The following is a 24,233-nucleotide window of genomic DNA, read 5'->3' as shown; positions in this document are numbered from 1 at the left end:
AGCTGCTGTGTTGCGGCTCGCGGGGGGCAGTGCGGTTGCGGCCGGTTCTTTGCGCGCAACCTCAGTGCTGTCGCGCACCGGGGGGAACAGGGGGCGGCCGAACTTCCGCGCGCAACCTGACTGCTGTGTTCGGGCATTCGGGACGACGGTGAGGTTGCGCGCGGGGTCGTCATGACACGGGATCGGCGTCACCCCACCCTGACGGGACATCCGACGCGGACAGGCGCAGGATGGGGCCCGACGCCCCCACAGGAAGGTTCGGATCGTGACGCAGCGCTGGGCCGTGCTGATCGCGACGCTCGCCCTGCTGGGCTGGGCCGCCGCCCAGGCATGGATCGTCCTGCGGACCAAGCCGGCGCGGGTCAAGCTCGCCGCGGCGTCCGGGTTCGTGGCTGTCGGGATCGCGGCGCTCGGCGTCGGGTTCGCGTTCACCCAGGGCGCCGCCGACGACACCACCTCCGCGCCGCGGGTGTCGAACTTCGCGCAGTCCGTCGGACCGACCCGGGTCGGGGAGCCGGCCACCGTGGCGCCGACCGTCGCCGTCCCGCCGCCCGCCGAGCCCCCGCCCGCCGCCGACGTCCCCCGGCCCGACGCCGCTCGGCCCGACACGCCGCAGCCCGTCGTACCCAATCGTGCGCTGGCGGTCGCCCCTTGGGTGCCGGAGGTCGTGCGTGCCCCCGCCGCGGCGCTGCCGCCGGAGCCGCCCGCGGTCCCACCGGCCGTCCCGCCGGTCGTGCCGCCCGGTGGCGCCGAGGGCGGCACCGCCCCGACCACGACGACCGTGCCGCCGACGACGACCACGCCGCCCACGACCACGCCGCCCACGACCACGCCGCCCACGACCGCGCCGACAACGACTGCGCCGACAACGACGACCGCACCGCCGACGAAGACCAGGCCGCCGGTCACGAAGCCGACCACGCGGCCCACGCGGCCGGGGCGCCCGACGACCCTGCCCCCCACGACGACCACCACGGTCCCGCCGGCGACGAGCACGAGCACGAGCATCGTCTCGGGCACCCCGACGCCCTGACCGAAAACGCCTCGCCGCGGCGGCGACACTGGCTCTACGCTCACGCCATGCCGCCCGATTGACGCCCCGACCAGCCCTCTCGTCCCGATCCGCGCCGGCTGACCCGGCTCGCGATCGCGGTCGCCTTCCTCGCCGACCTCGTCCCGGTCTACGCGCTGTACGCGGTCTGGTTCGTCGCCACCGGTCTGTCCGAGGCACAGGTGTCGGCGCTGTTCGCGATCTGGTCCGTCGTCGGGCTGGTCGCCGAGGTGCCCTCCGGCGCGCTCGCCGACCGCTTCGGCAGGCGCCGCGCCGTCGTCACCGCCTACGTCGGGCAGGCCGCCGCCTACGCGGTGTGGGCGCTGTGGCCGACGTTCACCGGGTTCGCCGCCGGGTTCGCACTGTGGTCCCTCGGCGGCTCGCTGGAGTCGGGCGCGAAGGAGGCGCTGCTCTACGACGCGCTGGCGCCGGGGGAGCGGTGGCGCTACGCCCGGATCGCGAGCGGGTCGAGCGCGGCCGGGCTGCTCGCGCAGGTCCCCGGGGCCGCGCTGGCGACGCTGCTCTGGGCCACCGGAGGCGGGTTCGCGCCGGTGGCGTGGCTGAGCGTCGGCACCTGCCTCGTCACGGCGGCGCTGGCGACCCGGCTGCCCGAGGTCCGCCCCGAACCCTCGGACCCGGCCGGCGACGAGCCCGAGCCCGGCTGGTTCGCCGCCCTGCGCGCCGGGGTCGCCGAGGCCGCCGCCCACCCACCGGTGCGTGCCGTGCTGCTCGCCGTCGCCGTCCTCGGCGGCGTCGACGCACTCGAGGAGTACTTCCCGCTGCTGGCCGCCGACTGGTCGGTGCCGACGTCGACGATCCCGGCCGCCGTGGTCGCGACGGCCGTCACCGGCGCCGCCGGGGCCGCGCTCGGGGGCGCCGCCGCGGGCTGGGGACGGTGGCGGCTCACCGCGACGATCGCGGCCGCCGTCGTCGCCCTGGTCGTCGCGGCGACGCTCGCGGTCCCGCTCGCGATGGTGCTCGTCGCCGTCTTCTACGGCGGATACCGGCTGGTCCTGGTCGTACTCGAGGTCAGGTTGCAGGACCGCATCACCGGCCCGTCCCGGGCGACGGTGACGTCGGTATCGGGGTTCGCCACCGAGGTCGTCGGGCTCGCCGTGTTCGGTGCGTGGGCCGTCGGCGGGATCTGGCCGGTCGTCGCCGCGGCGGCGCTGGTCACGGTCCTGCTGCCGCGAGTCCTGCGCACCCCGTAGAGCGTCAGGTATCAGCGCCCGGGCTCCGGAGAGGACATCGTGGACGAACCGTCGCACTTCGCCACCGCTGGGTCTACCCTGGCGCGGCACAACACGGAGGGCGTGGCGATGACGGATCGGGGCGAGGCATCGGTCGAGACGTTGACGGCGATCACGGCCGCGTTCAACGCGCACGACCTGGACGCGATCATGGAGTTCTTCACCGAGGACTGCTCGCTGGACATGCCGAGGGGGCCCGAGCCGTGGGGCCGGCGCCTGGTCGGCAAGGCAGCGGTGAGGGAGGGTCTGGCCACCCGTTTCGCAGGACTGCCCGACGTTCACTACAGCGACGACCGGCACTGGGTCAGCGGCGACCTCGGTGTCTCCGAGTGGCTTCTCACCGGCACCGGGGGCGACGGGGAGAAGGTGCGCGTCCGCGGCTGTGACCACTGGGAGTTCCGCGGCGGCCAGGTGGCCCGCAAGGACTCGTACTGGAAGATCGTCGACCCTGCCACGTAGGTCGCCGCGCATCCCGTCTACCCCTTAGGCTTGTGCACGTGGACGGGACGTCGGAGGTCCGCCCCGGGCGCGCGCCCGACGAGCAGCCCGGCATTCGTGTGGTTCCCTCCCCGGGCGGCGTCGCCGTCGTCGCCGTCACCGGCGACGTCGACCTCGCGGGCGCCGGGCGGCTCGGTGCCGCGGTCGGGCAGGCGCTCGAGGCACGGCCGGCAGCCCTGGTCGTCGACCTGAGCGGCGTGACGTTCCTCGACTCCTCGGGCCTCGACCAGCTCGTCGAGGCCCGCCGCGCCTGCGCGGTGGCGGTCGTCGCGCTGCACCTCGTCGTGGCCGGTAACCGTGCCGTGGCGCGCCCGCTCGAGGTCACCGGCCTGGCCGCCGTCTTCACGGTCGCCGACTCCGTGGACTCGGTCACCGCGACCCTCGACGCGACCCCGGCGGCCGACCAGGATCACCCCCGTGACCGGTGACGCGCCGCAGACGATGCCCCCCACCGGCCGCCAGCTCACCGTGACGGACGGCGCGGGCACCACCGCCGTCGTCACCGAGGTCGGCGCCGGCCTGCGCGCCTTCGAGTCCGGCGGCCGCGCCTACGCCGAGACCTACCCCGAGGACGTCCGCCCACCCCGCGGGTGCGGCGCCCTGCTCGCACCCTGGCCCAACCGGGTCCGCGGCGGCCGCTGGACCTGGGAGGGCGCCGAGCAGCAGCTCGCCCTCACCGAACCCGCCGCCGGCAACGCCATCCACGGCCTGTTGCGCCACGTGTGCTGGACCGTCGTCGACCAGACCGCCGACGCCGTCACCCTCGCCGCCGTCGCCGTCCCACAGCCGGGCTGGCCGCAGCCGGTGCGCGTCACGGTCGGCTACTCCGTCGCCGCCGACGGGCTCACCGTCACCATCGGCGCCCAGAACCTCGGAACCGGGGACGTCCCGTTCGGCGTCGGCTCCCACCCGTACCTGCGCGTCGGCACCACCGCCGTCCGCGACTGCACCCTGCACCTCGCGGCCACCACCGCGATCACGCTGCGCGACCAGCTGCCCGAGGGCGACCCGCGGCCCCTCACCGACGACGAGCGCACCATCTCCCTGCGCGACGCCCGTCTCGACGACTGCTTCGGCGGCGCCCGCCCCGACCCCGGCGACACCCTCGTCAGGCACCGGCTGACCTCGCCGGACGGTGGGGTCGAGCTGTGGGCCGACCCCGCGTTCGGGTGGGTGCAGGTGTTCACCCCCCACGACCTGGGCGGCAACGGCCCGGCCGTCGCCGTCGAACCCATGACCTGCCCGCCCGACGCCCTCAACTCCGGCGACGGCCTCGTCGTCCTCGGCCCCGGCGAACGGTGGAGCGCCCGCTGGGGACTGCGCCCCCTCGCCTGACCCGCGTCACAGCAGCGGCAGGAGCACACCGCGCATCGATTACGGTCATGCCATGCGGACGGTGCTCGTGATCGGGATCGGTGCGGGCGACCCCGACCATCTGACCCTGCAGGCGGTCGCGGCCATGCGCCGAGCCGACGTCTTCTTCGGCATCGACAAGGGCACGGTCAAGGACGACCTCGCCGCCCTGCGCACCGAGCTGCTCGACCGCCACGTCGACGCCGGGACCTACCACGTCGTCGACGCCCCCGATCCCGAACGCGACCGCGACGCCGGCGGGAGCGCCTACCGCGACGCCGTCCTCGACTGGCAGGACCGCCGCGCCGACCTCTACGCCGCGATGATCGCCGACGAGCTCGGCCCCGACGGCGTCGGCGCCTTCCTCGTCTGGGGCGACCCCTCCCTCTACGACGGCACCCTGCGGCTGCTCGCCGGCATCCGCGAGGCCGACCTCGCCTCCGGCGGACAGGGCTTCGACATCGAGTCCGTCCCCGGCGTCAGCAGCGTCGCCGCCCTCGCCGCCGCGCACCGGCTCATCCTCAACCGGGTCGGCGGCTCGGTACTGGTGACGACGGGCAGGCGCCTCGCCGCGGGGATGCCGCGCGAGGTCGACGACGTCGTCGTCATGCTCGACGGCGCCACCACCTTCGCCACGCTGCCCGACGACGACCTCGCCATCTACTGGGGCGCCTACCTCGGCACCCCCGACGAGATCCTCGTCAGCGGCGACCTGCAGGAGGTCAAGGACGAGATCGTCCGCGTCCGCGCCGAGGCCCGGGCACGCAAGGGCTGGATCATGGACACCTACCTGCTGCGACGCGACCCCGGCCGGCGATGACCCGATGCGTCTCCGATTGAGACGGCGATCACCCGGCGCCTCACGCAGACTGCCGATCATGCCGGTGGACGACTCCACTCTCGCGGAGGGCTGAGCGGGTGCACGCAGTGACCATGGCGGTGAAGGCGCGCGTCGAACGCGCCCGATCCGGGGCGTTGCTCCTCGGCCCGGCGCTCGTGGCGGCAGCCGCCTACGTCGACCCGGGCAACGTCGCCACCAACACCGCCGCCGGTGCCGGCTTCGGCTACCTGCTCGTGTGGGTCGTGCTCGCCGCCAACGTGATGGCCGGCCTCGTCCAGTACCTGTCCGCCAAGCTCGGGCTCGTCACCGGGAAGTCGCTGCCCGAGTCGCTGCGCGACCACCTCCCGCGACGCGTCCGCGTCGCCTACTGGGCCCAGGCCGAGCTCGTCACCATGGCCACCGACCTCGCCGAGGTCCTCGGCGGCGCCATCGCCCTCGCCCTGCTGTTCGACCTGCCGCTCATCTGGGGCGGCGTCATCACCGCCGTCGTGTCCATGGTGATCCTCAAGGTCGCCGACCGCTTCGGGCAGAAACCGTTCGAACGCGTCGTCACGACGATGCTGCTCGTCGTCGGCATCGGCTTCGTCGCCAGCCTCTTCGTCGCCCCGCCCGCCGTGGCCGGCGTCGTCGGCGGGATCGTCCCCGGTTTCGAGGGCACCAGCAGCATCCTGCTCGCCGCCGGCATGCTCGGCGCCACCGTCATGCCCCACGCGATCTACGTCCACTCGTCGCTCTCGCGTGACCGGCACGGCTCGCCCGCCCCCGGCCCCGAACGCCGCCGGCTCCTGTCGGCCACCAAGGCCGACGTCGCCGTCGCGCTCACCGTGGCCGGTGCCGTCAACCTCGGCCTCCTCCTCGTCGGCGCCGCACTGCTCAGCGGCGACGAACGCACCGAGACCCTCGAAGGAGTCCACGCCGCCATCGGCGACAAAGCCGGCCCCCTGTTCGCCCTCGGCTTCGCCGTCGCGCTGTTGTTCTCCGGCCTCGCCTCGACCGCCGTCGGCTGCTACTCGGGCTCCGTGGTCATGGCAGGCCTGCTGAAGGTCAAGGTGTCCCTGCTGGCCCGACGGGTCGTCACCGCGATCCCCGCGCTCGTGGTGCTGGGCATGGGCATCGACCCCACCTGGGCGCTGATCGTCTCCCAGGTCGTGCTGTCCTTCGGCATCCCCTTCGCCCTCGTCCCGCTGGTCATCCTGACCTCGCGGCGCTCGATCATGGGTGACGACGTCAACAAGCGCGTCACCGTCGTCGCCGGGATCGTGGTCTGCACGGCGATCGTGGCGCTCAACGTCGTCCTGCTGTACCTGACGGTGACCGGCCAGGGCTGAGGCCCCTGTGAGTGGCGATAGTCGCTATAGCGACTATCGCCACTCACGAGGGTGCAGTGGGTTGCGGGTCCGCTTTACCCGGCGGTGGCTCGTGCCAGCCGCACCCGTCACGTGTCGAGTGCGCCGCCTGCAGGTGGTGTACGGGCTCGGGCAACGGGTGCGGGGCGACCTGCGGCGTGCCGGCACGTCGATGGACACGGTGTCGGATCGTCGACCGGTGCGTGGGTCGGATCGTGTCGGGCGAGGGCGCCTTCTGTCCGGACTCGCGGCGGCGTGGTGGCGTGCGTGGCGGGCCTGCGTGGTGGCGTGCGTGGCGGGCGTGCGTGGCGGGCGTGCGTGCGGTGGGCGTGCGTACGGAGGGAGTGCGTGCGGCCGGCGGTGCGCGCGGAGGGAGTGCGCACGGCCGGGGGTGCGTGCGGAGGGAGTGCGTGCGGCCGGCGGTGTGTGGGGGCGGGCGTGGGGGAGGGCGATGCGGGTGGGCGCGCGGGGGGCAACCGGCGCGCTGCTCGGCCGCCGCACAGCTTGCGTACGCGCCGCACCCCCTGCAACAGGTGCGGCGCGTACGCAAGGTGTGCGGCGCGCACGACCGGGCGCGGGTGGGGGTCGCCGCGCTGGTCGCCTGCGGGGGCAGTGGCGGTGGCGGCGGGGTCTCGGGGGAGCGCTCCGGCAGGCGGTTCGGGCCGCGGCGAGCGGACGAGCGTCAGGTTCGCTGCGGCCAGCGGTGTTTGTGTGGGGGGCGGTTCGTGCAACCCCGGATGCGTATGACCTCCCCCGCGGCGAACCGCGCCGAACCCAGTTCACGGAGCGTGCCGATGACGCAGCCCGCCCGACACCCCGACCCGATCGACCACCCCGACCCGTCCGCCGCCGGCCCGCACGGCGCCAACTCGGACGCCGCTGGCCCGCACGCCGCGGGCGCGCACGCCGCCAACTCGGACGCCGCCGGCCCGGCCACCGCCGACCCGTCCACCGCTGACCCACACGCCGCTGACCCGTCCGCCGCCGGCCCGCACGCCGCCGGCCCGCACGCCGCCGCCGGCCCGGACGCCGCCGGTCCGATCGGCCACGACCTGACCGACTCCGACACCACCGACCCCGACCAGGCCGATCTCGGCGGTGGCGCGCAGGCCGGGCCGCAGGCCGTCGAGTTCGTCCATCGTGCCTGGCCCGCCGAGGCGTCCGCGCTCGGGCACATCCGTCGCGAGCTGGTGGCGTGGATCGGACCGCTCGGACTGTCCGCGGATGAGGTCGACGACGTCGTCCTCGCCGTCGACGAGGCCGCCGCCAACGTCGTCGAGCACGCCTACAGCCCCGACGACCCCGGCAGTGTCGAGCTGACGCTGTGGACGGAACCGGGCGCGTTGTGCATCGAGATCACCGACCACGGTACGTGGAACCCGACCGAGGCCCCGGGCCGGGGGATCGATCTCATGCAGCGCATGGTCGGCGCCGTGCTGATCCATGTCGACGAGCGGGGCAGCCGGGTCCTGCTGCGCCATCCGCTGCCGGGGGCGCGGGAGCGGGGCGGCGGGCACGGCGACGGGGGTGCCTGAGGTCAGGCGGGCCCGTCGCTCCCGGCGACCCGCGTCGTGGTGCGGGTGTCGGAGCGGCCGTCGAGGATCGCCTGCGCGCCGCGGAGGACGTGGGCGCTGATGGTGCCGGGGTCGGCCCCGGCGATGGGGCGGGTCGCGATGACGGTGCGCAGCAGCCCGATGCCGAGCAGCCAGGCGAGGACGAGCTCGGCGCGCAGGGCGGCGTCGTCGACGTCGTCGGTGGCGGCGAGCGACGCGAACGCCCCGGCCCACCGGGACTCGAGCTCGGCGCGCATGAGTACGCCGGCCTCGCTGCTGCCGGTGGAGCGCAGGACGGCGAAGAAGAGCTCGGTGCCGCTGGGGTCGTCGGCCATGATCGCGTCGAGGGTGCGGCGGAGCAGTTCCTCGGGTGGCCCGTCCTCGAGCACGGCCATGGCCGCACCGGAGATGGCCTCGGCGAACAGGCCTTCCTTGTTGCCGAAGTGGCGGAACAGGAGTGCCTGGTTGACCCCGGCCCGGTCGGCGACGGCGCGGACCGTCGTGGCGTCGTAGCCGACGGCGGCGAACAGCTCGCGGGCGGCTTCGAGGAGTGCCCGGCGGGTGGCGGCGGCGTCGCGGGTCCGGGGCGGCCTGACCCCTCGGCTGTCGGCCTCGCTCCTGCCCGCCATCTGGTCTCCTCGCCGTGGTCCGCGCGGCCCACCGAGTGCGGATTTCGTCCGGATCGCCCCTGTCGGTCGCTGCTGTGGCCATCACAACACATCACTGCCGTGGCGACGTGGGTGGACGTCCGCGACGCGCCCGGTAGACCCCCGTCCGGGGCCGGGCGGTGTGGCGGGGGTGCCGGGCGGGTAGTCGCGACGGACCACCGGATGGGTCACCGTCCGGCACCCGAACGAGAGGAACGACCGGCGATGTCGCGCCGTGACGACCCGCAACCGCAGGATCCCGACGCGGGCCAGATGGTCCAGGAGGACGCCGAGTACACGCTGACCGGAACGGGAGACCCGTTGGACGCGGGCTATGTCCCGCCCGACCGCCCGTTCGAGCTCGACGGCGACACCGTGACACCTGCGGGTGCCCGGGAGGGGGAGTCGCTCGACGACCGGCTCGCCCGTGAGCTGCCCGACGACGCGGCCGTGACCGATGCCGACCGTGCGGGCCGGCTCGAACCCCATGCGGACGACGACACGGCGGCTCATGACGTCGGTGTCGACGGGGGAGCGGCGTCGGCGGAGGAGGCGGCGGTGCACCGTACCGGCGGTGACGGCGACGGGCTGGAGCCGGTGGTGGACGACAGTCCGATGGAGGATCCCGAGGTGGCCGAGCAGCTGGACAGTGACCCGAGGGCCGAGCAGGCGGAGCGGGACGCGAGCCGTGACGCGGAGGGTGACCCGGTCGCGGGTCGCGACGCCGAGCATCGCGCACCGTTCGACGACCGTGCGGCGGGGATCGACGCGCATCCCGACGCCGGTGGGTCGGTGGCGGCCGCGTCCGGCCGTGACGACGTGGGCCCCGAGGGCCGCCTGCGCTGAGCAGGCGGCCGGGTCGCGCGGTCAGGGGCAGCCCTGGGTGAGCTTGGCGATCTCGGAGTCGATGTCCATGCGGTCGGACTCGGCCCCGAGCGGAACGAGTTCGAGGGTGGCGTCGACGAAGCTGCGCAGCAGGTCGCGGTCGACCTCGAGGATCGCCCGGCCGTCGTGGGAGGCGATCTCGATCTCGACGATGTCGTAGCCCTGGACGATCTGCGGGCTCATCCGGACGTGGCCGTAGCCGGAGGGGCCGTCGAGCGACTCGGCGACGAGGTCCCGCGCGACCATCCACTCGACCCAGCGGTCGCTGCGGGTGCGGACGGCGAGGACGACGGCGAAGGGGTCGCGGGCGGAGTAGGTCCAGCGGGTCACGACCGGCGCGGGCTGGCCGTGGAGGACGGTGAACATGTCCTGCTGGACCGAGTCGGTCGTCATCGTCGTGCTCCCTGGTGCTGTGCCGGTTCCCGATGTTCCGGTCTTGCACAGGGAATCGTCCGGAGCCGCTGGAACGCTGCACATCCACGGCCGGTTCACTCGATCAGATGACGTAATTCGATCCTCTGATGAGCGCAGTGTCAGTTCCGCTGTTCGGCGGACACGATCCAGACGCCTGCTGACCCGGTCGTGGCCGGCTGCACCATCGTGAGCGTGACGGTGCCGGCGTCGGGGTCGGTGACGACGACTGTGCCGTCGTCGGGGGCTCCGGCGCTCGGCGCACGCCATTGCAGGACGGTCGTCGCGTAGTTGGTCGCGACCTCCGACGGGTCGAGCAGCCACGGCTGCGACCCCTGGTCGACCTGGGCCTGCAGCGCCTTCGCCTGGGTGACGTCGGTGACCGGCCACAGCAGCGTGCCCGCCGCCGCGGAGGGGGAGGACGCGGAGGGGGAGGACGCGGAGGGCGGGGGTGTCGCCGTGGGGGTCGAGGCCGTCTGCGGGGTGGTCGACCCGCACCCGGCGACGGACACCGCGGCAACCAGCGCGAGGGCCGCGACCACTCGCGGCGGGCCGACCCACCGGCGGTGCGCGGGGCGGACGGGAGCAGGAGCGGCAGGCTGCGGCGTCACGACCGGGGACGCTAGCCGTGACGCCCGTCGTGTGTGTCGTGCTCTCCCGGCACGTCAGGCTGACGTGGCGCGCCCGTACCCCGCCGGACGGTCAGCCCGGTCCGTCGCCGGACCCTCCGCGCGGGCCCCGCCGTGGCTAGGGTGACTGCCGGACATGATCGGCGAGCCGACGACGGAGTGGGACATGACCGATGCGGAAGCCTTCTACGCGGCGCGGGACTTCCTGCTCGCCCACCGCACCGACTACGACACGGCGGTGCGGGACTTCCGCTGGCCCGAGCTGACCGAGTTCAACTGGGCGCTCGACCATTTCGACAACGTCGCCGCCGACGCGGAGCGCGGTGCCCGGCGGGCGCTGTGGATCGTCGAGAGCGACGGCTCCGAGGCGTACTGGACGTTCGCGGAGATGTCGTCGCGGTCCAACCGGGTGGCGAACTGGCTGCGCGCCCAGGGGGTGGGCCGGGGCGACCGGATCATCCTGATGCTGGGCAACCAGCTGGAGCTGTGGGAGACGCTGCTCGCGGCGATGAAGCTCGGTGCGGTCGTCATCCCGGCGACGACGTTGCTCACCGCGGAGGACCTGCGTGACCGGGTCGAGCGCGGCAACGCCAAGCACGTCGTCGTCGGGGGTGGTGACGCCGGAAAGTTCGACGACGTCGCGGGCGACTACACCCGCATCGCCGTGCGCGGCGCCCCGAAGGGCTGGCTCGACTACACCGAGGCCTACGACGCGGCCGACACGTTCGTCCCCGACGGCGTCACCCGGGCCGACGACACCCTGCTGCTCTACTTCACCTCGGGGACGACGGCCAAGCCGAAGCTCGTCGAGCACACCCACCAGTCCTACCCGGTGGGCCACCTGTCGACGATGTACTGGATCGGGCTCGAGCCCGGCGACGTCCATCTCAACATCTCCTCGCCCGGCTGGGCCAAGCACGCGTGGTCCAACGTGTTCGCGCCGTGGATCGCCGAGGCGACGGTGCTGGTCATGAACTACGCGCGGTTCGACGCCGAGTCGGTGCTGGGGGTGCTGGAGCGCTGCGGCGTCGACAGCTTCTGCGCGCCGCCGACGGTGTGGCGCATGTTGATCCAGGCCGACCTGTCGACGTTGCGCACGCCGCCGCAGAAGGTCGTCGGCGCGGGGGAGCCGCTCAACCCCGAGGTGATCGAGCAGGTCGAGAAGGCGTGGGGCGTCCGCATCCGCGACGGGTTCGGGCAGACCGAGTCGAGCGTCCAGATCGGCAACCCGCCCGGGCAGACGGTCAAGCCGGGCTCGATGGGTCGTCCGGTCCCGGGCTTCCCGATCGAGCTGATCGACCCGTCGACGGGCAGGCCCGCGGACGAGGGCGAGATCTGCATCGACCTGTCACGGCGGCCGACGGGGCTGATGGTCGGCTACCACGGCGACGACGAGCGCAACGCCGAGGCGATGGCGGGCGGGTACTACCACACCGGCGACGTCGGCTCCCGTGACGACGACGGCTACATCACCTACGTCGGCCGCTCCGACGACGTCTTCAAGGCCAGCGACTACCGGATCAGCCCGTTCGAGCTGGAGAGCGTGCTGATCGAGCACCCGGCTGTCGCGGAGGCGGCCGTGGTGCCGTCGCCGGACCCGGTGCGGCTCGCGGTGCCGAAGGCCTATGTGGTGCTCGCGTCCGGGCACTCGGCCGACGAGGCGACGGCGCGTTCGATCCTGGAGTTCGCGCGCGACAACCTGGCGCCGTACAAGCGGATCCGGCGTCTGGAGTTCGCCGATCTGCCCAAGACGATCTCGGGCAAGATCCGCCGGGTCGAGCTGCGGGGCCGGGAGCAGGACATCCACGGCTCGGACGCGGGCGACCCGCAGGGCGAGTACACCCTGTGAGTGGCGATAGTCGCCATGGCGACTATCGCCACTCACGACCCCCCGGGGTCAGCCAACACGGGGTGTGACGGCCGGTGAGGGTGCCGAGCAGGAGCACGGCGCCCCACGGGCCGATCACCCAGACCGGCCAGAACGGCTGGACGCTGCCCGTGCCGAGGCAGGTCGCGAGCCACACGACCAGGCAGATCGCGCCGACGACGGCCCACGGTGCCCACATCGCGGCACGCTGCAGGTCCTTCTGTGGGCGCTGTGGGCGCTGTGCCGCAGCGGCCGGGGGCGAGGCGGGCAGGTCGCGGGTGACCGCGTCGAGGTCGGCCTGCGTGCGGGCGGCGTAGACCGCATCGAGACGGGACTCGAACTCGGGCAGGTCGAGCCGGCCGGCGCCGACGTGGGTACGCAGCAATGCCTCGGTGCGCTCGCGTTCGGCGTCGCCGACCCGCAGGCCGGGTCGTGCGGTGTTCTCGGGCATCGGGTCCTCCGTCCCTCGACGTGGTCCCAGATTGCTGTGTCGCGCTCAACATGTCAAGTTCGACATGTCGAGCGCGACAGAATCATGGCGCGGGCGGCGCGTCCGTGAAGTGCCCCGGCCAGTTCTTCCACGCGATCCGCGAGATCGTCACGACCTCACCGAGCCGCGACCACTCGTCGCGACCCAGTCGCGCCAGCGGACGCAGCCGCTGCACCGACGGCAGCGTGTTGCCACGGTCGTCGGTGACCAGCACGTCCTCGTCGACGACGGCGTGCACCACCCGGCCGATCACGACCGTCGAGTCCCCCAGTGCCAGATCGTGCTCGAGCCGGCACTCGAACGCGACCGGCGACTCCGCCACCCGCGGCGGCGCCACCACCGCGCTCGCCTCCGGGGTCAGACCGACCGCGGCGAACTCGCTGATCTCCGCCGGGAAGTCCGTCGCCGTCGCGTTGATCCGCTCGAACATCGACTCCGTCGCCAGCGAGATCACGAACTCGCCCGTCTCGCGCACGTTGCGCAGCGAGTCCTTCGTCCCGACGGAGGTGAACTGCAGCATCGGCGGGTCCACACACGAGACCGTGAAGAACGAGTGCGGCGCGAGATTGTCGACGCCGGCGGCCGACCGCGTCGACACCCAGGCGATCGGGCGCGGCACCACGGACGCGGTCAGCAGCTTGTAGAACTTCGAGGCGCCCATCTCGTCGGGAACCATGTCGGTGCGCATGCCCCGATCATCTCCCCGCGCGGCCGGTCCCCGCAGCGGGACCGTAGCGTCGGGGGAGTGCGTCCCTCCCGCGCCGCCGGCCTGCTCCTGGGCGTCCTCGCCGACGCGGTGTTCGGCGATCCCCGCCGCTTCCATCCCGTCGCCGGGTTCGGCCGGCTCGCCGCCGCGCTGGAGGCCCGGACATGGGCCGACGACCGGCGCCGCGGCGCGCTCCACACCGCCGCGCTGGTCGGTGCCGTCACCGGTGCCGGGATCGTCGTCGAACGGGGCGCGCGAGGGCCCGTCGGCACCGTCGTCACCACCGCCGTGGCGACATGGGCGGTCCTCGGCGCGAGGTCGCTCGTCGGGGAGGGCGCCGCGCTGGGACGCGAGCTCGCCGCCGACGACCTCCCCGCCGCCCGTCGCCGCCTGCCCAGCCTGTGCGGGCGCGACCCGTCGACGCTCGACGCCGCCGGCATGGCCCGCGCCGGGGTGGAGTCGTTGGCGGAGAACACCTCCGACGCCGTCGTCGCCCCGCTGTTCTGGGGCGCGGTCGCCGGGGTGCCGGGGCTGCTCGGCTACCGGGCCGTCAACACCCTCGACGCCATGATCGGGCACCGCTCGCCCCGCTACGAACGCTTCGGATGGGCCGCGGCGCGCCTCGACGACGCCGCCAACCTCCTCCCCGCCCGGGCCGCGGCCGCACTGTTCTCGGGCCTGGCACCGATCGTCGGCGGGTCACCGGCCGCCGCGGTGCGGGCCTGGCGCCGCGACGCCGGCGCCCACCCCAGCCCCAACGCCGGGCCGGTGGAGGCCGCCGCGGCCGGGGCGCTCGGGCTGCGGCTGGGTGGCACGACCGTCTACCCGTACGGGGTGCAGGAGCGGCCGGTGCTGGGCGAGGGCCGCCCGCCCGCCGTCCCCGACCTGGTGCGCGCTGCCCGGCTGTCGCGGGCCGTCGGCGTCGCCGCGGCCCTCCTCGCGGGGGTGGGCGCCCTCAGGGGCGGTCGGGCGTCTCGTCGCGACCCGCGAGGGCGTCGCGCAGGGCCGTGCGCTCGGCGGCGCGGTCGCGACGGCCGCGGCGCTGCAGGATCTCCAGCCGCACGAAGTAGCCGAGCGCGATGACCGCGATCGCGCCGAACGTCAACCACTGCAGCGCGTAGGAGAAGTTCGAGAACGGCGCCGCGCCCTCACCGGCCTCGACCGGCAGCGGCGTGAGCACCCCGGGTCCCGTCTGCTGCGCGAGGTACCCCTCCACCATCGGGGTGCCCGCGGCGGCGGCGACGGTCCTCGAGTCGGCCGCGTACATCTGCCGGTGCCCGGCGGCGTCGAACGCGGGCCGGGCCTGCGGGTCGGTCTCGTCGGTGCGCAGCCGGCCCTCGACGGCGACCTCGCCCTGCGGGGCGGGCGCGTACTCCGGGACGGTCTGGCCGTCGGTGGCGCGAACCGTGCCCCGGTCGACGACCACGACCCGGCCGTCGGTGGTGCGCATCGGCGTCATGACCTCGACGGCGGGTTTTCCGTCGACGACCCGCAGCCGCACGACCGCCTCGTCCTGCGGCAGGAACGTGCCCGTCAGGCTGACCTGCCGCCACGTGACGTCGGCGCCCACGGCGTCGCCCGGCACGAGCGTGCCGAACGGGACGGCGTCCATGGTCGCGGCGGTGTCGATCTGCTTCTGCTGCGCGTCGCGCTCGGACTCGCGGCCGAACTGCCAGGGCGCGAGGTAGACGTAGCAGGCCACGGCGAACCCGACGACCGCCACGACGAGGGCGATCCACTGGGGCCGAAGCAGGAAACGCATGGCTCCACGGTATGCGGTCCGGGGTTCGCAGGTGTCACCGCGGTCGGATCGGGTGCCGCCTGTGAGTGGCGATAGTCGCTATAGCGACTATCGCCACTCACAGGGGTTCGATACTGGGCGTATGTCCGCGGGTCTGCACGGTGCGCTGCTCGTCGCGGGGACGACGTCCGACGCCGGGAAGAGCGCCGTCGTCGCCGGGCTGTGCCGGTGGCTGCACCGTCGCGGGGTGTCGGTCGCGCCGTTCAAGGCGCAGAACATGAGCAACAACTCCGTCGTCACCCCCGACGGTGGCGAGATCGGGCGCGCCCAGGCGATGCAGGCGCACGCGTGCGGCCTGGCGCCCAGCGTCTACTTCAACCCGGTGCTGCTCAAACCCGGCAGCGACCGGACGTCGCAGGTCGTCGTCCGGGGCCGCGCCGACGGGCACGTCACCGCGATGTCGTACCGGACCCGGACAGCGGCGCTGCGCGATGTCGTCGCCGAGTCCCTGGCGGGCCTGCGCGCCCGCTACGACGTGGTGATCTGTGAAGGGGCGGGATCGCCCGCGGAGATCAACCTGCGCGCCACCGACATCACCAACATGGGGTTGGCCCAGGCCGCGGACCTGCCCGTCGTCGTGGTCGGCGACATCGACCGCGGTGGCGTGCTCGCCCACCTCTTCGGGACGGTCGCGGTGCTCGACCCGGGCGACCAGGCGCGGATCGCGGGCTTCGTCGTCAACAAGTTCCGGGGCGACCCGGCGCTGCTGGCACCCGGGCTCGAGCAGCTGCGCGCGCTCACCGGCCGCCCGACGTTCGGGGTGCTGCCCTGGTCGGACCGGCTGTGGCTCGACGCCGAGGACTCGCTCGCCGCGGTGGCCGATCGCGTGCTCGGACGGCCCGCGCCGCCACACGGCTCGGCATGGCTGCGGGTCGCGGTGGTGCGCCTGCCGCGCATCTCCAACGCCACCGACGCCGAGGCGCTGGCCTGCGAGCCGGGCGTCGCCGTCCGGTACGTCACCGAGCCGTCGCGGCTGCTGGATGCCGACGTCGTCGTGCTACCCGGGTCGAAGGCCACGGTGTCGGACCTGGAGTGGTTGCGGCGCACCGGTCTTGCCGACGCCGTGTGTGCGCACGCCGCGGCGGGGAAACCCGTTCTCGGCATCTGCGGCGGCTACCAGATGCTCGGGCGGCGAATCGCCGACCCGGACGGGGTCGAGGTCGAGGGTGGTGCCGCGGTGGACGGGCTCGGGCTGCTCGACCTGGAGGTCCGGTTCGACGCCGCCAAGCACCTCGCCGATCCCGTCGGGTCCGCGCTGGGCTTCCCCGTACGCGGGTACGAGATCCACCACGGCCGCGTCGTCTCCTCGGGCGACCCGGTGCTGCTCGACGACCCGGGGGAGGGCTCGGACGCGGGCACGGTGCTCGGCACGCACTGGCACGGCCTGCTGGAGAACGACGGCTTCCGCCGCGCCCTGCTCACCCGGCTCGCGGCCCAGGCCGGTCGGGACGGGTTCGTCGTCGCCCCCGACACCGACTTCGCCGCCGAACGCACCACCCAGCTCGACGTGCTCGGCGACCTCGTCGCCGACCACCTCGACACAGCGGCACTTGAACATGTCATCAATCACGGTGCGGCGCCGGAGCTCCCGGTCCTGACGACCGGTCTGGCAGAGTCGCGCCGGTGAGGTTCCCCTTCTCGGCGGTCGTCGGACACGACGACCTGCGACTCGCCCTCCTGCTCAACGCGGTCCACCCCGGCGTCGGCGGGGTCCTGGTGCGCGGGGAGAAGGGCACGGCGAAGTCGACGGCCGTGCGTGCGCTGGCGTCGTTGCTGCCCCTCCTGGACGTGATCGAGGGGTGCCGCTTCGCGTGCGATCCGGTGGCGCCCGACCCGAGCTGTCCCGACGGTCCACACGACGCCGCGAGCCCGTCCGCGACACGGCCCGCGCGGCTCGTGGAACTGCCCGTCGGCGCCACCGAGGACCGGCTCGTCGGGGCGCTGGACCTCGAACGGGCGCTGGCCGCGGGGGTCCGCGCCTACCAGCCCGGGCTGCTCGCCGAGGCACACCGCGGCGTCCTCTACGTCGACGAGGTCAACCTCCTGCACGACCACCTCGTCGACCTGTTGCTCGACGCCGCCGCGATGGGTCGCGCCCACGTCGAGCGCGACGGGGTGTCGGTGTCGCACGCGGCGCGGTTCCTGCTGGTGGGGACCATGAACCCGGAGGAGGGGGAGCTGCGCCCACAGTTGCTCGACCGGTTCGGGCTGACCGTCGAGGTGGCGGCGTCGCGTGACGTCGGCACCCGGGCCGAGGTGGTCCGGCGCGGGCTCGCGTTCGAGGCCGACCCGGCGGGGTTCGTCGCCGCCTGGGAGTCGGCCGACCGGGACGTCGCCACGCGGATCGCCGACGCCCGCGCGCGGCTGGGTGCGGTGACGCTGTCCGACCGTGAGCTGCGCCGGATCGCCGGGGTGTGCGCGGCGGTCGACGTCGACGGCATGCGCGCCGACCTCGTCATCGCCCGCGCCGCCGCGGCTCACGCGGCCTGGCGAGGGGCGGACGCGGTGCAGGAGCAGGACGTGCGCGTCGCCGCACGGCTCGCCCTGCCGCACCGCCGCCGACGTGACCCCTTCGACGAGCCGGGTATCGACGACAAAACCCTCGACGAGGCCATGCGCTCGGCAGCGGAGAACCTGGACGACGAGCCGGAGCCCGACCCGCCGACACCGGACGGCCCGGGCTCCGGCTCGGGGCCGGACGACTCCGCAGACGGTTCAGCCGCAGACGGTTCACCCGCAGACGATTCAGCCGCAGACGGTTCAGCTGCAGACGGTCCGGGCGCAGATGGTTCGGCCGCTGACGAGTCGGGCGCCGAGGGTTCGCGGCAAGGCGGTTCGCGTGCCGGCAGTTCGGCGCCGGATCGTTCGGGCGCAGACGGTTCGGGGGCCGACGGTTCGGGGGCCGACGGTTCGGGGGCCGACGGTTCGCAGGTAGACGGTTCCGACGCCGGCGGGTCCCGGCAGGCCGACGACCCCGTCGGCGCCGCCGTCCCCGCGCCCCGGCCGCTGCGACTCGCGTCGTCGGCGGCGCGACGCTTCCGCGTCCCCGGCGTCGGCGAGGGCACCCCCGGCCGGCGCTCACGCGCGCGCACCGACACGGGCCGCGTCGTCCGCTCGTCGACGACGGTCCCACGCCGGGCCGCGGACCTGCACCTTCCCGCCACCCTCACCGCGGCCGCCCCGCACCAGCGATCCCGTGCGGCCAAGGGTGCCGCCGACCGGTTCGCCGTCCACGCCGCCGACCTCCGCTCCGCCGAGCGCGAGGGCCGCGAGGGCAACCTGGTGCTGTTCGTCGTCGACGCCTCCGGGTCGATGGCCGCCCGCAGGCGGATGAGTGCGGTGTCGGGCGCGGTCCTGGCGCTGCTGCGCGACGCCTACCGTCGCCGCGACAAGGTCGGGCTCGTGAGCTTCCGCGGCGGATCGGCGGAGGTGGCGCTGCCGCCGACGTCGAGCGTCCCCGCCGCGCAGGCCCGGCTCGCGACGCTGCGCACCGGCGGCCGAACCCCCCTGGCCGAGGGCCTGCTGCGGGCGCGGCGGGTGCTGGACGCCGAACGTCGTCGCGATCCCCGGCGGCGGGCGCTGCTGGTGCTGCTCACCGACGGACGCGCCACCGTCGCGGTGCGCGAGGGCGGCGACCCGGTGGCCGACGCGTGCCGCGCCGCGGGCCTGCTGGCGGCGGACGGGGTGCACACGGTCGTCGTCGACTGCGAGAGCGGTCCGGTGCGCCTGGGCCTCGCGGGGACGGTCGCGGGCCACGCCGGCGGCGAGATCGTCCGCCTCGACGAGCTGACCGCCGAATCGGTTGCGGGTGTCGTGTCCCGCGCCGCCTGACCGTTTCGCATCGAGACCGGGAGGAACCGAAGTGCCGCAGGGCAAGGTCGCCAGTGTCCCCGACGACGGGCTCTCGACGCGCCAGCGCCGCAACCGGCCGCTGCTCGTCGTGCACACCGGCGAGATGAAGGGGAAGTCGACCGCGGCGTTCGGGCTGGCGCTGCGCGGCTGGAACCAGGGCTGGTCGATCGGGGTGTTCCAGTTCGTGAAGTCGGCGAAGTGGAAGGTCGGCGAGGAGGAGGCGTTCCGCGCGCTGGGCCGGGTGCACGAGGAGACGGGCCAGGGTGGGCCCGTCGAGTGGCACAAGATGGGCGCCGGCTGGAGCTGGACCCGCAAGGCCGGGACCGAGGACGACCACGCCGAGGCGGCCCGTGAGGGCTGGGCGGAGATCCGGCGGCGGATCGAGAACCAGGTGCACGACGTCTACGTGCTCGACGAGTTCACCTACCCGATGAAGTGGGGCTGGGTCGACGTCGACGAGGTCGTCGGGGTGCTCGCCGCGCGGGAGGGGCGCCAGCACGTGATCATCACGGGGCGTGACGCCGCGCCCGCGCTCGTCGAGGCCGCCGACCTCGTCATGCAGACCACCAAGATCAAGCACCCGATGGACGCCGGGCAGAAGGGGCAGCGGGGTATCGAGTGGTAGCCGCTCTCGTCGTCGCCGCGCCTGCGTCGGGCAGCGGGAAGACGACCGTCGCCACCGGGATCATGGCCGCGCTGGCGCGGCGGGGGACGGCCGTCGCGCCGTTCAAGATCGGGCCCGACTACATCGACCCCGGTTACCACACGCTCGCCGCCGGCCGGCCCGGTCGCAACCTCGACCCGGTGCTCGTCGGCGAGGAGCGGATCGCGCCCCTGCTGCGGCACGGGTCCGCCGGCGCGGAGGTCGCCGTCGTCGAGGGTGTGATGGGTCTGTTCGACGGCCGGGCCGACGATGGGCACGGCTCGACCGCGCACGTCGCGCGGCTGATCGGGGCGCCGGTGGTGCTGGTCGTCGACGCGAAGGGACAGTCGCGCAGCCTGGCCGCGCTGCTGCACGGCTTCCGCTCCTTCGATCCCGGCGACGGGCCCGTCGACATCGTCGGGGTGGTGCTCAACCGGGTCGGCAGCCCGCGGCACGAGGCGATCCTGCGCGCGGCAGCCGAGGAGGTCGGGCTGGCGGTCCTCGGGGCGCTGCCGCGTCACGACGGGCTCGCCGTCCCGTCGCGGCACCTGGGCCTGGTCACCGCGGCCGAGCACGGGGCCGCGGCGCATGCGGCGGTCGACGCCATGGCTGCGCTGGTGGCGCGCCACGTCGACCTCGATGCGGTCGTGGCGCTCGCCCGGCCGGTGGCGCCGGGACCGTCGTGGGACCCGGCGGTGACGCAACCCGTCACGGGAGAACCTGTCGTCGCCGTCGCCGGTGGCGACGCCTTCACCTTCGGCTACGCCGAGCACACCGAGGTGCTGACGGCTGCAGGGGCGCGGGTCGTCGTGGTCGATCCGTTGCGTGAGGAGAAGCTTCCCGACGGCTGCGCCGCGCTCGTGCTGGGCGGCGGGTTCCCGGAGGAGCACGTCGCCGTGCTGGCGCAGAACGTGCCGTTGCGCGCCGCCGTCGCCGACCTGGCCGCGACCGGGGCGCCGGTGCTGGCCGAGTGCGGCGGGCTGCTCTACCTGTGCGCCGACCTCGACGGTGCCCCGATGTGCGGGGTGCTGCCGGCGTCGGCGGCGATGACCGGGCGGCTGACGCTGGGCTACCGGGCCGCGGTGTCCCTGTCGTCGACGCCGTGGCGCCCGGCCGGGACCCGGGTGGCCGGGCACGAGTTCCACCACTGCGCCGTCACCCCGCGCGCTGGCGTCGCGCCCGCCTGGGGGTGGCGGGGCGGCGATCCGGAGGGGTTCGTCGTCGGCGGGGTGCACGCGTCGTTCCTGCACACCCACCCCGCGGGCCACCCCGAGGCCGTCGCCGCGTTCGTGAGCGCCGCCGCGACGTGAGGCTCGTCGTCGGTCTCGGAGCGTCGAGCGGCGTCCGCGCCGAGGCCGTCGCCGCGTTGCTGACCCGGGTGCTCGACCGGCCCGAGGGGGTCGTCGCGTTCGCGAGCATCGACCGCCGCGCCGGGGAGCCCGGCCTGCTCGCCGCGATCGCCCCGGCGCCGCTGCGGACCTATCCGGCGGCGGCCCTGGACGCGGTCGCGGTCCCCGGCCCGAGCGACCGGGTCGCGGAGGCGACGGGCACGGGCAGCGTCGCCGAGGCGGCCGCCCTCCTGGCCGCCGGGGAGCTGGCGGGGCCCGGCGACGAGGTGCGTCTGCGCGTCGCCAAGACGGTGGGGGAGCGCTGCACCGCCGCGGTCGCGGAGCTGATCCCACGAACGGCACAGTCGCGCAACTGAGCTGCAGCGAAGGGCCGTTCGTGCAACGCCGTGGCGCGCCCCTCGTGGGGTTGTGAGCGGTAATAGTCGCTATAGCGACTATTACCGCTCACAGGGGTAGTGGGTGTGACGCCCTGCGGACGCGGCCGGAAGTGCCCCCACCCGCAGTTATGCTCACCGCCGCCCATCCCGACGTGTCTGCAGGAGGATCGCGCGTGAGCGAGGAGCACTACCTGGTCGGCCTCGACCTCGCCGGCAGACGGGTCGTGGTGGTCGGGGGCGGGCAGGTCGCGCAGCGCAGGCTGCCGCGCCTCATCGCCTCCGGCGCGGTGATCGAGGTGGTGTCCCCGCAGGTCACCCCGGCGGTCGAGGGGATGGCGTCGGCGGGGGAGATCACGTGGGCCGAGCGCCGCTGGGCCGACGGCGACCTCGACGGTGCCTGGTACGCGGTCGCGTGCACCGACGACGCGGCGGTCAACGTCGCCGTCGGTGAGGAGGCCGAGCGCCGACGGGTGTTCTGCGTCCGCGCCGACGACGGCAGCGCCGGCTCCGCGGTCACCCCCGCCTCGGGCGACCACGACGGCATGACGATCGGCGTCCTCGCCGGCGGGGTGCACCGCCGGTCCGCGGCGGTGCGGACCGCGCTGGTCGAGGCGCTGCAGGCCGGTGTCGTCGACGACGTCGCCGCGCCCGTCGCGGCGGGTGTCGCGCTCGTCGGTGGCGGGCCCGGGGACCCGGAGCTCATCACGGTCCGGGGCAGGCGGCTGCTGGCGCGCGCCGACGTGGTCGTCGCCGACCGGCTCGGGCCGCGAGACCTGCTCGACGACCTGGCCCCGCACGTGGAGGTCGTCGACGCCTCCAAGATCCCCTACGGCCGCGCCATGGCCCAGCAGAAGATCAACGAGCTGCTGATCGAGCACGCGCGGGCCGGGAAGTTCGTGGTGCGGCTCAAGGGCGGCGACCCGTTCGTCTACGGCCGCGGCTACGAGGAGGTCCAGGCCTGCACGGCCGCGGGCGTCCCGGTCACGGTCGTCCCCGGCATCACGAGCGCGTTCGCCGCGCCCGCGGTCGCCGGGGTGCCGGTGAGCCACCGCGGCGTCGCGCACGAGATCGTCGTCGTCTCCGGGCACGTCGCCCCCGGCGACCCGCGCAGCCTCACCGACTGGGCCGCGCTCGGCCGCATGCGCGGCACGATCGTGCTGATGATGGCCGTCGAACGCATCGGCCTGTTCGCCGACGCGCTCGTCACCCACGGCCGGCCCGCCGACACCCCCGTCGCCGTGATCCAGGACGGTACGACCCGCATCCAGCGGTCGCTGCGCACCACGCTGCGCGACGTCGCCGCCGACATCCGCGACCAGGAGATCAGCCCGCCGGCGATCGTCGTCGTCGGCCCCGTCGCCGGACTGTCGCCCGACGGGTCCTGAGCGCCGCGTGCTGTACCTCGTCCGGCACGGCGAGAGCACCTGGAACGTCGCCGGCCTGTTGCAGGGCTGCACCGCGCACGTCCCGCTGACCGCGCGCGGCCGGGCGCAGGCCCGGGCTGCCGCCGAGGTGCTCGCGGCCCGGCCGGTGCGGGCGATCGTGTCGAGCGACCAGCGCCGGGCCGTCGACACCGCCGCCGTCATCGCCGCCCGGCTCGGCCTGCCCGTGGTCACGACGGCGGCGCTGCGCGAGCAGTGCCACGGCGCCTGGGAAGGCACGTCCGCCGCCGGCCGCGCCGAGATGCTCGCCGGCGCCGACCCCGACTGGGCGCCGCCCGGCGGGGAACCGGCCCGGGCGCTCGCCGCCCGCGTCGAGACCTTCCTCGACGGGTGCGTACCCGTCGGGACCGTGCTGGTCTCCCACGGTGAGACGCTGCGCACCGCCCTCGCCCTGCTCACCGGCACCGACGACGGCGCGGTCCCACCCAACGGCGCCGTGACCAGCGTGGGCGGCGGACCGGTCGGCAGTCGGCGGGTCCTGGGCCACGACCGCGCCGGTCTGCTCGCTTGACCTGGTCCGGGCCGTGTGGTGCAGTCCACGGCGACGGCAGTGGAGGAAGCCCGGTGCGAATCCGGCGCGGTCCCGCCACTGTCACCGGGGAGCACGTCCGCCCACTCGAAGGCCACTGTCCAGCGTCGGACGATCAGGCCGGGCGGCGTGCGGTGATCCGGGAGCCAGGAGACTCCCTGCCGTCGTCGACACCCCGACTTCGGAGGGCGAGGACCCTCGAGGAGGCGCTCATGTCCGGCGACGGTCCGGGCTCGGCCGAGCCCGCGCGGCGATCCCCGCGTTTCCCGTGCTCGCGAACGTTCCGCAGCGCGTCGACGCCGGCTGGGCGGCTGCTCGTCGTCGGCTGCGACGTGCCCGGCGACGGCCCGCCCCCGTCGGTGGCGCCCGACGTAGTCGACCGGCTCGACCGCGCCGACATCGTCTTCGCCGTCGCGGAGGCCGAGCCGACCGTGCTGTTCTACGCCGAGGCGTGGCGCGTCGAGCGCCTCGACGGGGTCGCCGCCCGCGCCGGGCGTCGCGTCGTGGCCTGGTTCGCCGAGCATCCGGGCGCGACCGCGATGCTCGTCGACCCCGGCGACCCCCACCACGTGACGACGGTCGTGACGTCGCTGCTGCCCGCGCTGCGGGTCGAGTCGCTCGCCGGCCCGGGCCTGGCCCCGCCCCGGCAGTACCCGCTGGGCCGGCCCACGGAATGACCGACTTCCACGGGGACGACTTCCACCGGCTCCCCC

The 24,233-nt window shown here is 74.6% G+C and carries 24 protein-coding genes, 1 pseudogene and 1 riboswitch; of the genes and pseudogenes, 19 read left to right on the top strand and 6 right to left on the bottom strand.

Features of this window, described 5'->3' with window-relative positions; genetic code table 11:
- Positions 1–265 precede the first annotated feature (265 nt).
- The 8 genes from PSU4_RS25905 to PSU4_RS25870 all read left to right on the top strand — a co-directional run bounded on the left by PSU4_RS25905 (position 266) and on the right by PSU4_RS25870 (position 7,874).
- Positions 266–1,033, top strand: a complete 768-nt coding sequence (locus tag PSU4_RS25905) for a hypothetical protein (protein ID WP_147113818.1) — start codon at positions 266–268, stop codon at positions 1,031–1,033.
- Positions 1,034–1,131: 98 nt separating this feature from the next.
- Complete coding sequence (locus PSU4_RS25900; RefSeq protein ID WP_307724801.1) at positions 1,132–2,262, top strand: MFS transporter; 1,131 nt, start codon at positions 1,132–1,134, stop codon at positions 2,260–2,262.
- Between the two features lie 108 nt (positions 2,263–2,370).
- Entirely contained in the window at positions 2,371–2,760 is a 390-nt protein-coding gene (locus PSU4_RS25895; RefSeq protein ID WP_147113812.1) for a nuclear transport factor 2 family protein, read from the top strand.
- A 38-nt stretch (positions 2,761–2,798) separates the two neighbouring features.
- Positions 2,799–3,227 (top strand): STAS domain-containing protein, encoded by a 429-nt coding sequence (locus PSU4_RS25890; protein WP_186817184.1) that lies wholly within the window; start codon positions 2,799–2,801, stop codon positions 3,225–3,227.
- A complete protein-coding gene (locus PSU4_RS25885) occupies positions 3,217–4,134 on the top strand; it encodes an aldose 1-epimerase family protein (RefSeq protein ID WP_307724800.1) in 918 nt (305 codons plus the stop codon). Before PSU4_RS25890 ends, PSU4_RS25885 begins: the two co-directional genes overlap by 11 nt.
- A 52-nt stretch (positions 4,135–4,186) precedes the next feature.
- Positions 4,187–4,972: a precorrin-6A synthase (deacetylating) gene (cobF, locus tag PSU4_RS25880; protein ID WP_147113806.1), complete on the top strand. Its 786-nt coding sequence runs from the start codon at positions 4,187–4,189 to the stop codon at positions 4,970–4,972.
- Positions 4,973–5,070: 98 nt separating this feature from the next.
- Positions 5,071–6,321 (top strand): Nramp family divalent metal transporter, encoded by a 1,251-nt coding sequence (locus PSU4_RS25875; protein ID WP_147113803.1) that lies wholly within the window; start codon positions 5,071–5,073, stop codon positions 6,319–6,321.
- 812 nt (positions 6,322–7,133) lie between these two features.
- Positions 7,134–7,874, top strand: coding sequence for an ATP-binding protein (locus PSU4_RS25870; protein ID WP_147113799.1), 741 nt, complete (start codon positions 7,134–7,136; stop codon positions 7,872–7,874).
- A gap of 2 nt (positions 7,875–7,876) precedes the next feature.
- Here the strand turns inward: PSU4_RS25870 and PSU4_RS25865 are convergent, their stop codons facing one another.
- The gene (locus tag PSU4_RS25865) at positions 7,877–8,521 is read right to left on the bottom strand and encodes a TetR/AcrR family transcriptional regulator (RefSeq protein WP_147113796.1); all 645 of its coding nucleotides are present in this window, start codon (positions 8,519–8,521) and stop codon (positions 7,877–7,879) included.
- Between the two features lie 243 nt (positions 8,522–8,764).
- On the opposite strand from PSU4_RS25865, the gene PSU4_RS31580 reads away from it, so the two are divergent.
- Positions 8,765–9,385, top strand: a complete 621-nt coding sequence (locus tag PSU4_RS31580) for a DUF5709 domain-containing protein (RefSeq protein ID WP_186817183.1) — start codon at positions 8,765–8,767, stop codon at positions 9,383–9,385.
- Positions 9,386–9,406: 21 nt separating this feature from the next.
- On the opposite strand, the gene PSU4_RS25855 is transcribed toward PSU4_RS31580, so the two are convergent.
- Both PSU4_RS25855 and PSU4_RS31575 read right to left on the bottom strand, forming a co-directional pair.
- A complete protein-coding gene (locus tag PSU4_RS25855) occupies positions 9,407–9,817 on the bottom strand; it encodes an SsgA family sporulation/cell division regulator (RefSeq protein WP_147113794.1) in 411 nt (136 codons plus the stop codon).
- A 140-nt stretch (positions 9,818–9,957) separates the two neighbouring features.
- Entirely contained in the window at positions 9,958–10,446 is a 489-nt protein-coding gene (locus tag PSU4_RS31575) for a hypothetical protein (RefSeq protein WP_186817182.1), read from the bottom strand.
- 184 nt (positions 10,447–10,630) lie between these two features.
- Between PSU4_RS31575 and PSU4_RS25845 the strand changes: the two genes are divergently transcribed.
- Positions 10,631–12,313, top strand: coding sequence for an AMP-binding protein (locus tag PSU4_RS25845; RefSeq protein WP_147113791.1), 1,683 nt, complete (start codon positions 10,631–10,633; stop codon positions 12,311–12,313).
- Positions 12,314–12,335: 22 nt separating this feature from the next.
- Here the strand turns inward: PSU4_RS25845 and PSU4_RS25840 are convergent, their stop codons facing one another.
- Both PSU4_RS25840 and PSU4_RS25835 read right to left on the bottom strand, forming a co-directional pair.
- Complete coding sequence (locus PSU4_RS25840; RefSeq protein WP_147113788.1) at positions 12,336–12,782, bottom strand: DUF1707 SHOCT-like domain-containing protein; 447 nt, start codon at positions 12,780–12,782, stop codon at positions 12,336–12,338.
- An 82-nt stretch (positions 12,783–12,864) separates the two neighbouring features.
- A complete protein-coding gene (locus PSU4_RS25835) occupies positions 12,865–13,509 on the bottom strand; it encodes a flavin reductase family protein (RefSeq protein ID WP_147113785.1) in 645 nt (214 codons plus the stop codon).
- Between the two features lie 57 nt (positions 13,510–13,566).
- Here PSU4_RS25835 and PSU4_RS25830 point away from each other — a divergent pair, with 57 nt between their 5' ends.
- Complete coding sequence (locus tag PSU4_RS25830) at positions 13,567–14,610, top strand: cobalamin biosynthesis protein (protein WP_147113781.1); 1,044 nt, start codon at positions 13,567–13,569, stop codon at positions 14,608–14,610.
- A 19-nt stretch (positions 14,611–14,629) separates the two neighbouring features.
- Here PSU4_RS25830 and PSU4_RS32580 read toward each other — a convergent pair.
- A pseudogene (locus PSU4_RS32580) lies at positions 14,630–15,289 on the bottom strand (SURF1 family cytochrome oxidase biogenesis protein); the annotation flags it as partial.
- 121 nt (positions 15,290–15,410) lie between these two features.
- Between PSU4_RS32580 and PSU4_RS25820 the strand changes: the two are divergent.
- The 8 genes from PSU4_RS25820 to PSU4_RS25785 all read left to right on the top strand — a co-directional run bounded on the left by PSU4_RS25820 (position 15,411) and on the right by PSU4_RS25785 (position 24,197).
- A complete protein-coding gene (locus PSU4_RS25820; RefSeq protein WP_147113778.1) occupies positions 15,411–16,955 on the top strand; it encodes a cobyric acid synthase in 1,545 nt (514 codons plus the stop codon).
- Entirely contained in the window at positions 16,952–19,159 is a 2,208-nt protein-coding gene (locus PSU4_RS25815; RefSeq protein WP_147113775.1) for a VWA domain-containing protein, read from the top strand. Before PSU4_RS25820 ends, PSU4_RS25815 begins: the two co-directional genes overlap by 4 nt.
- 31 nt (positions 19,160–19,190) lie before the next feature.
- Entirely contained in the window at positions 19,191–19,805 is a 615-nt protein-coding gene (gene cobO / locus PSU4_RS25810) for a cob(I)yrinic acid a,c-diamide adenosyltransferase (protein ID WP_147113772.1), read from the top strand.
- Entirely contained in the window at positions 19,799–21,133 is a 1,335-nt protein-coding gene (locus PSU4_RS25805; protein WP_147113770.1) for a cobyrinic acid a,c-diamide synthase CobB, read from the top strand. The genes cobO and PSU4_RS25805 overlap by 7 nt, the downstream gene beginning before the upstream one ends.
- Positions 21,130–21,528 carry a cobalamin biosynthesis protein gene (locus PSU4_RS25800; RefSeq protein ID WP_147113768.1) on the top strand — a complete coding sequence of 133 codons (399 nt, stop codon included), beginning with the start codon at positions 21,130–21,132 and terminating at the stop codon, positions 21,526–21,528. Before PSU4_RS25805 ends, PSU4_RS25800 begins: the two co-directional genes overlap by 4 nt.
- A gap of 149 nt (positions 21,529–21,677) precedes the next feature.
- Complete coding sequence (cobA, locus tag PSU4_RS25795) at positions 21,678–22,934, top strand: uroporphyrinogen-III C-methyltransferase (protein ID WP_147113765.1); 1,257 nt, start codon at positions 21,678–21,680, stop codon at positions 22,932–22,934.
- 7 nt (positions 22,935–22,941) lie between these two features.
- Entirely contained in the window at positions 22,942–23,502 is a 561-nt protein-coding gene (locus PSU4_RS25790) for a histidine phosphatase family protein (RefSeq protein WP_147113762.1), read from the top strand.
- Positions 23,503–23,522: 20 nt separating this feature from the next.
- A riboswitch (cobalamin riboswitch) is annotated at positions 23,523–23,697 on the top strand.
- A gap of 35 nt (positions 23,698–23,732) precedes the next feature.
- Positions 23,733–24,197: a glycosyltransferase family protein gene (locus PSU4_RS25785; RefSeq protein ID WP_147113760.1), complete on the top strand. Its 465-nt coding sequence runs from the start codon at positions 23,733–23,735 to the stop codon at positions 24,195–24,197.
- Positions 24,198–24,233 lie beyond the last annotated feature (36 nt).

This window comes from Pseudonocardia sulfidoxydans NBRC 16205 (assembly GCF_007989085.1).
Classification (GTDB): Bacteria; Actinomycetota; Actinomycetes; order Mycobacteriales; family Pseudonocardiaceae; genus Pseudonocardia; species Pseudonocardia sulfidoxydans.
This window is presented reverse-complemented; position numbering and strand designations above follow the sequence as displayed.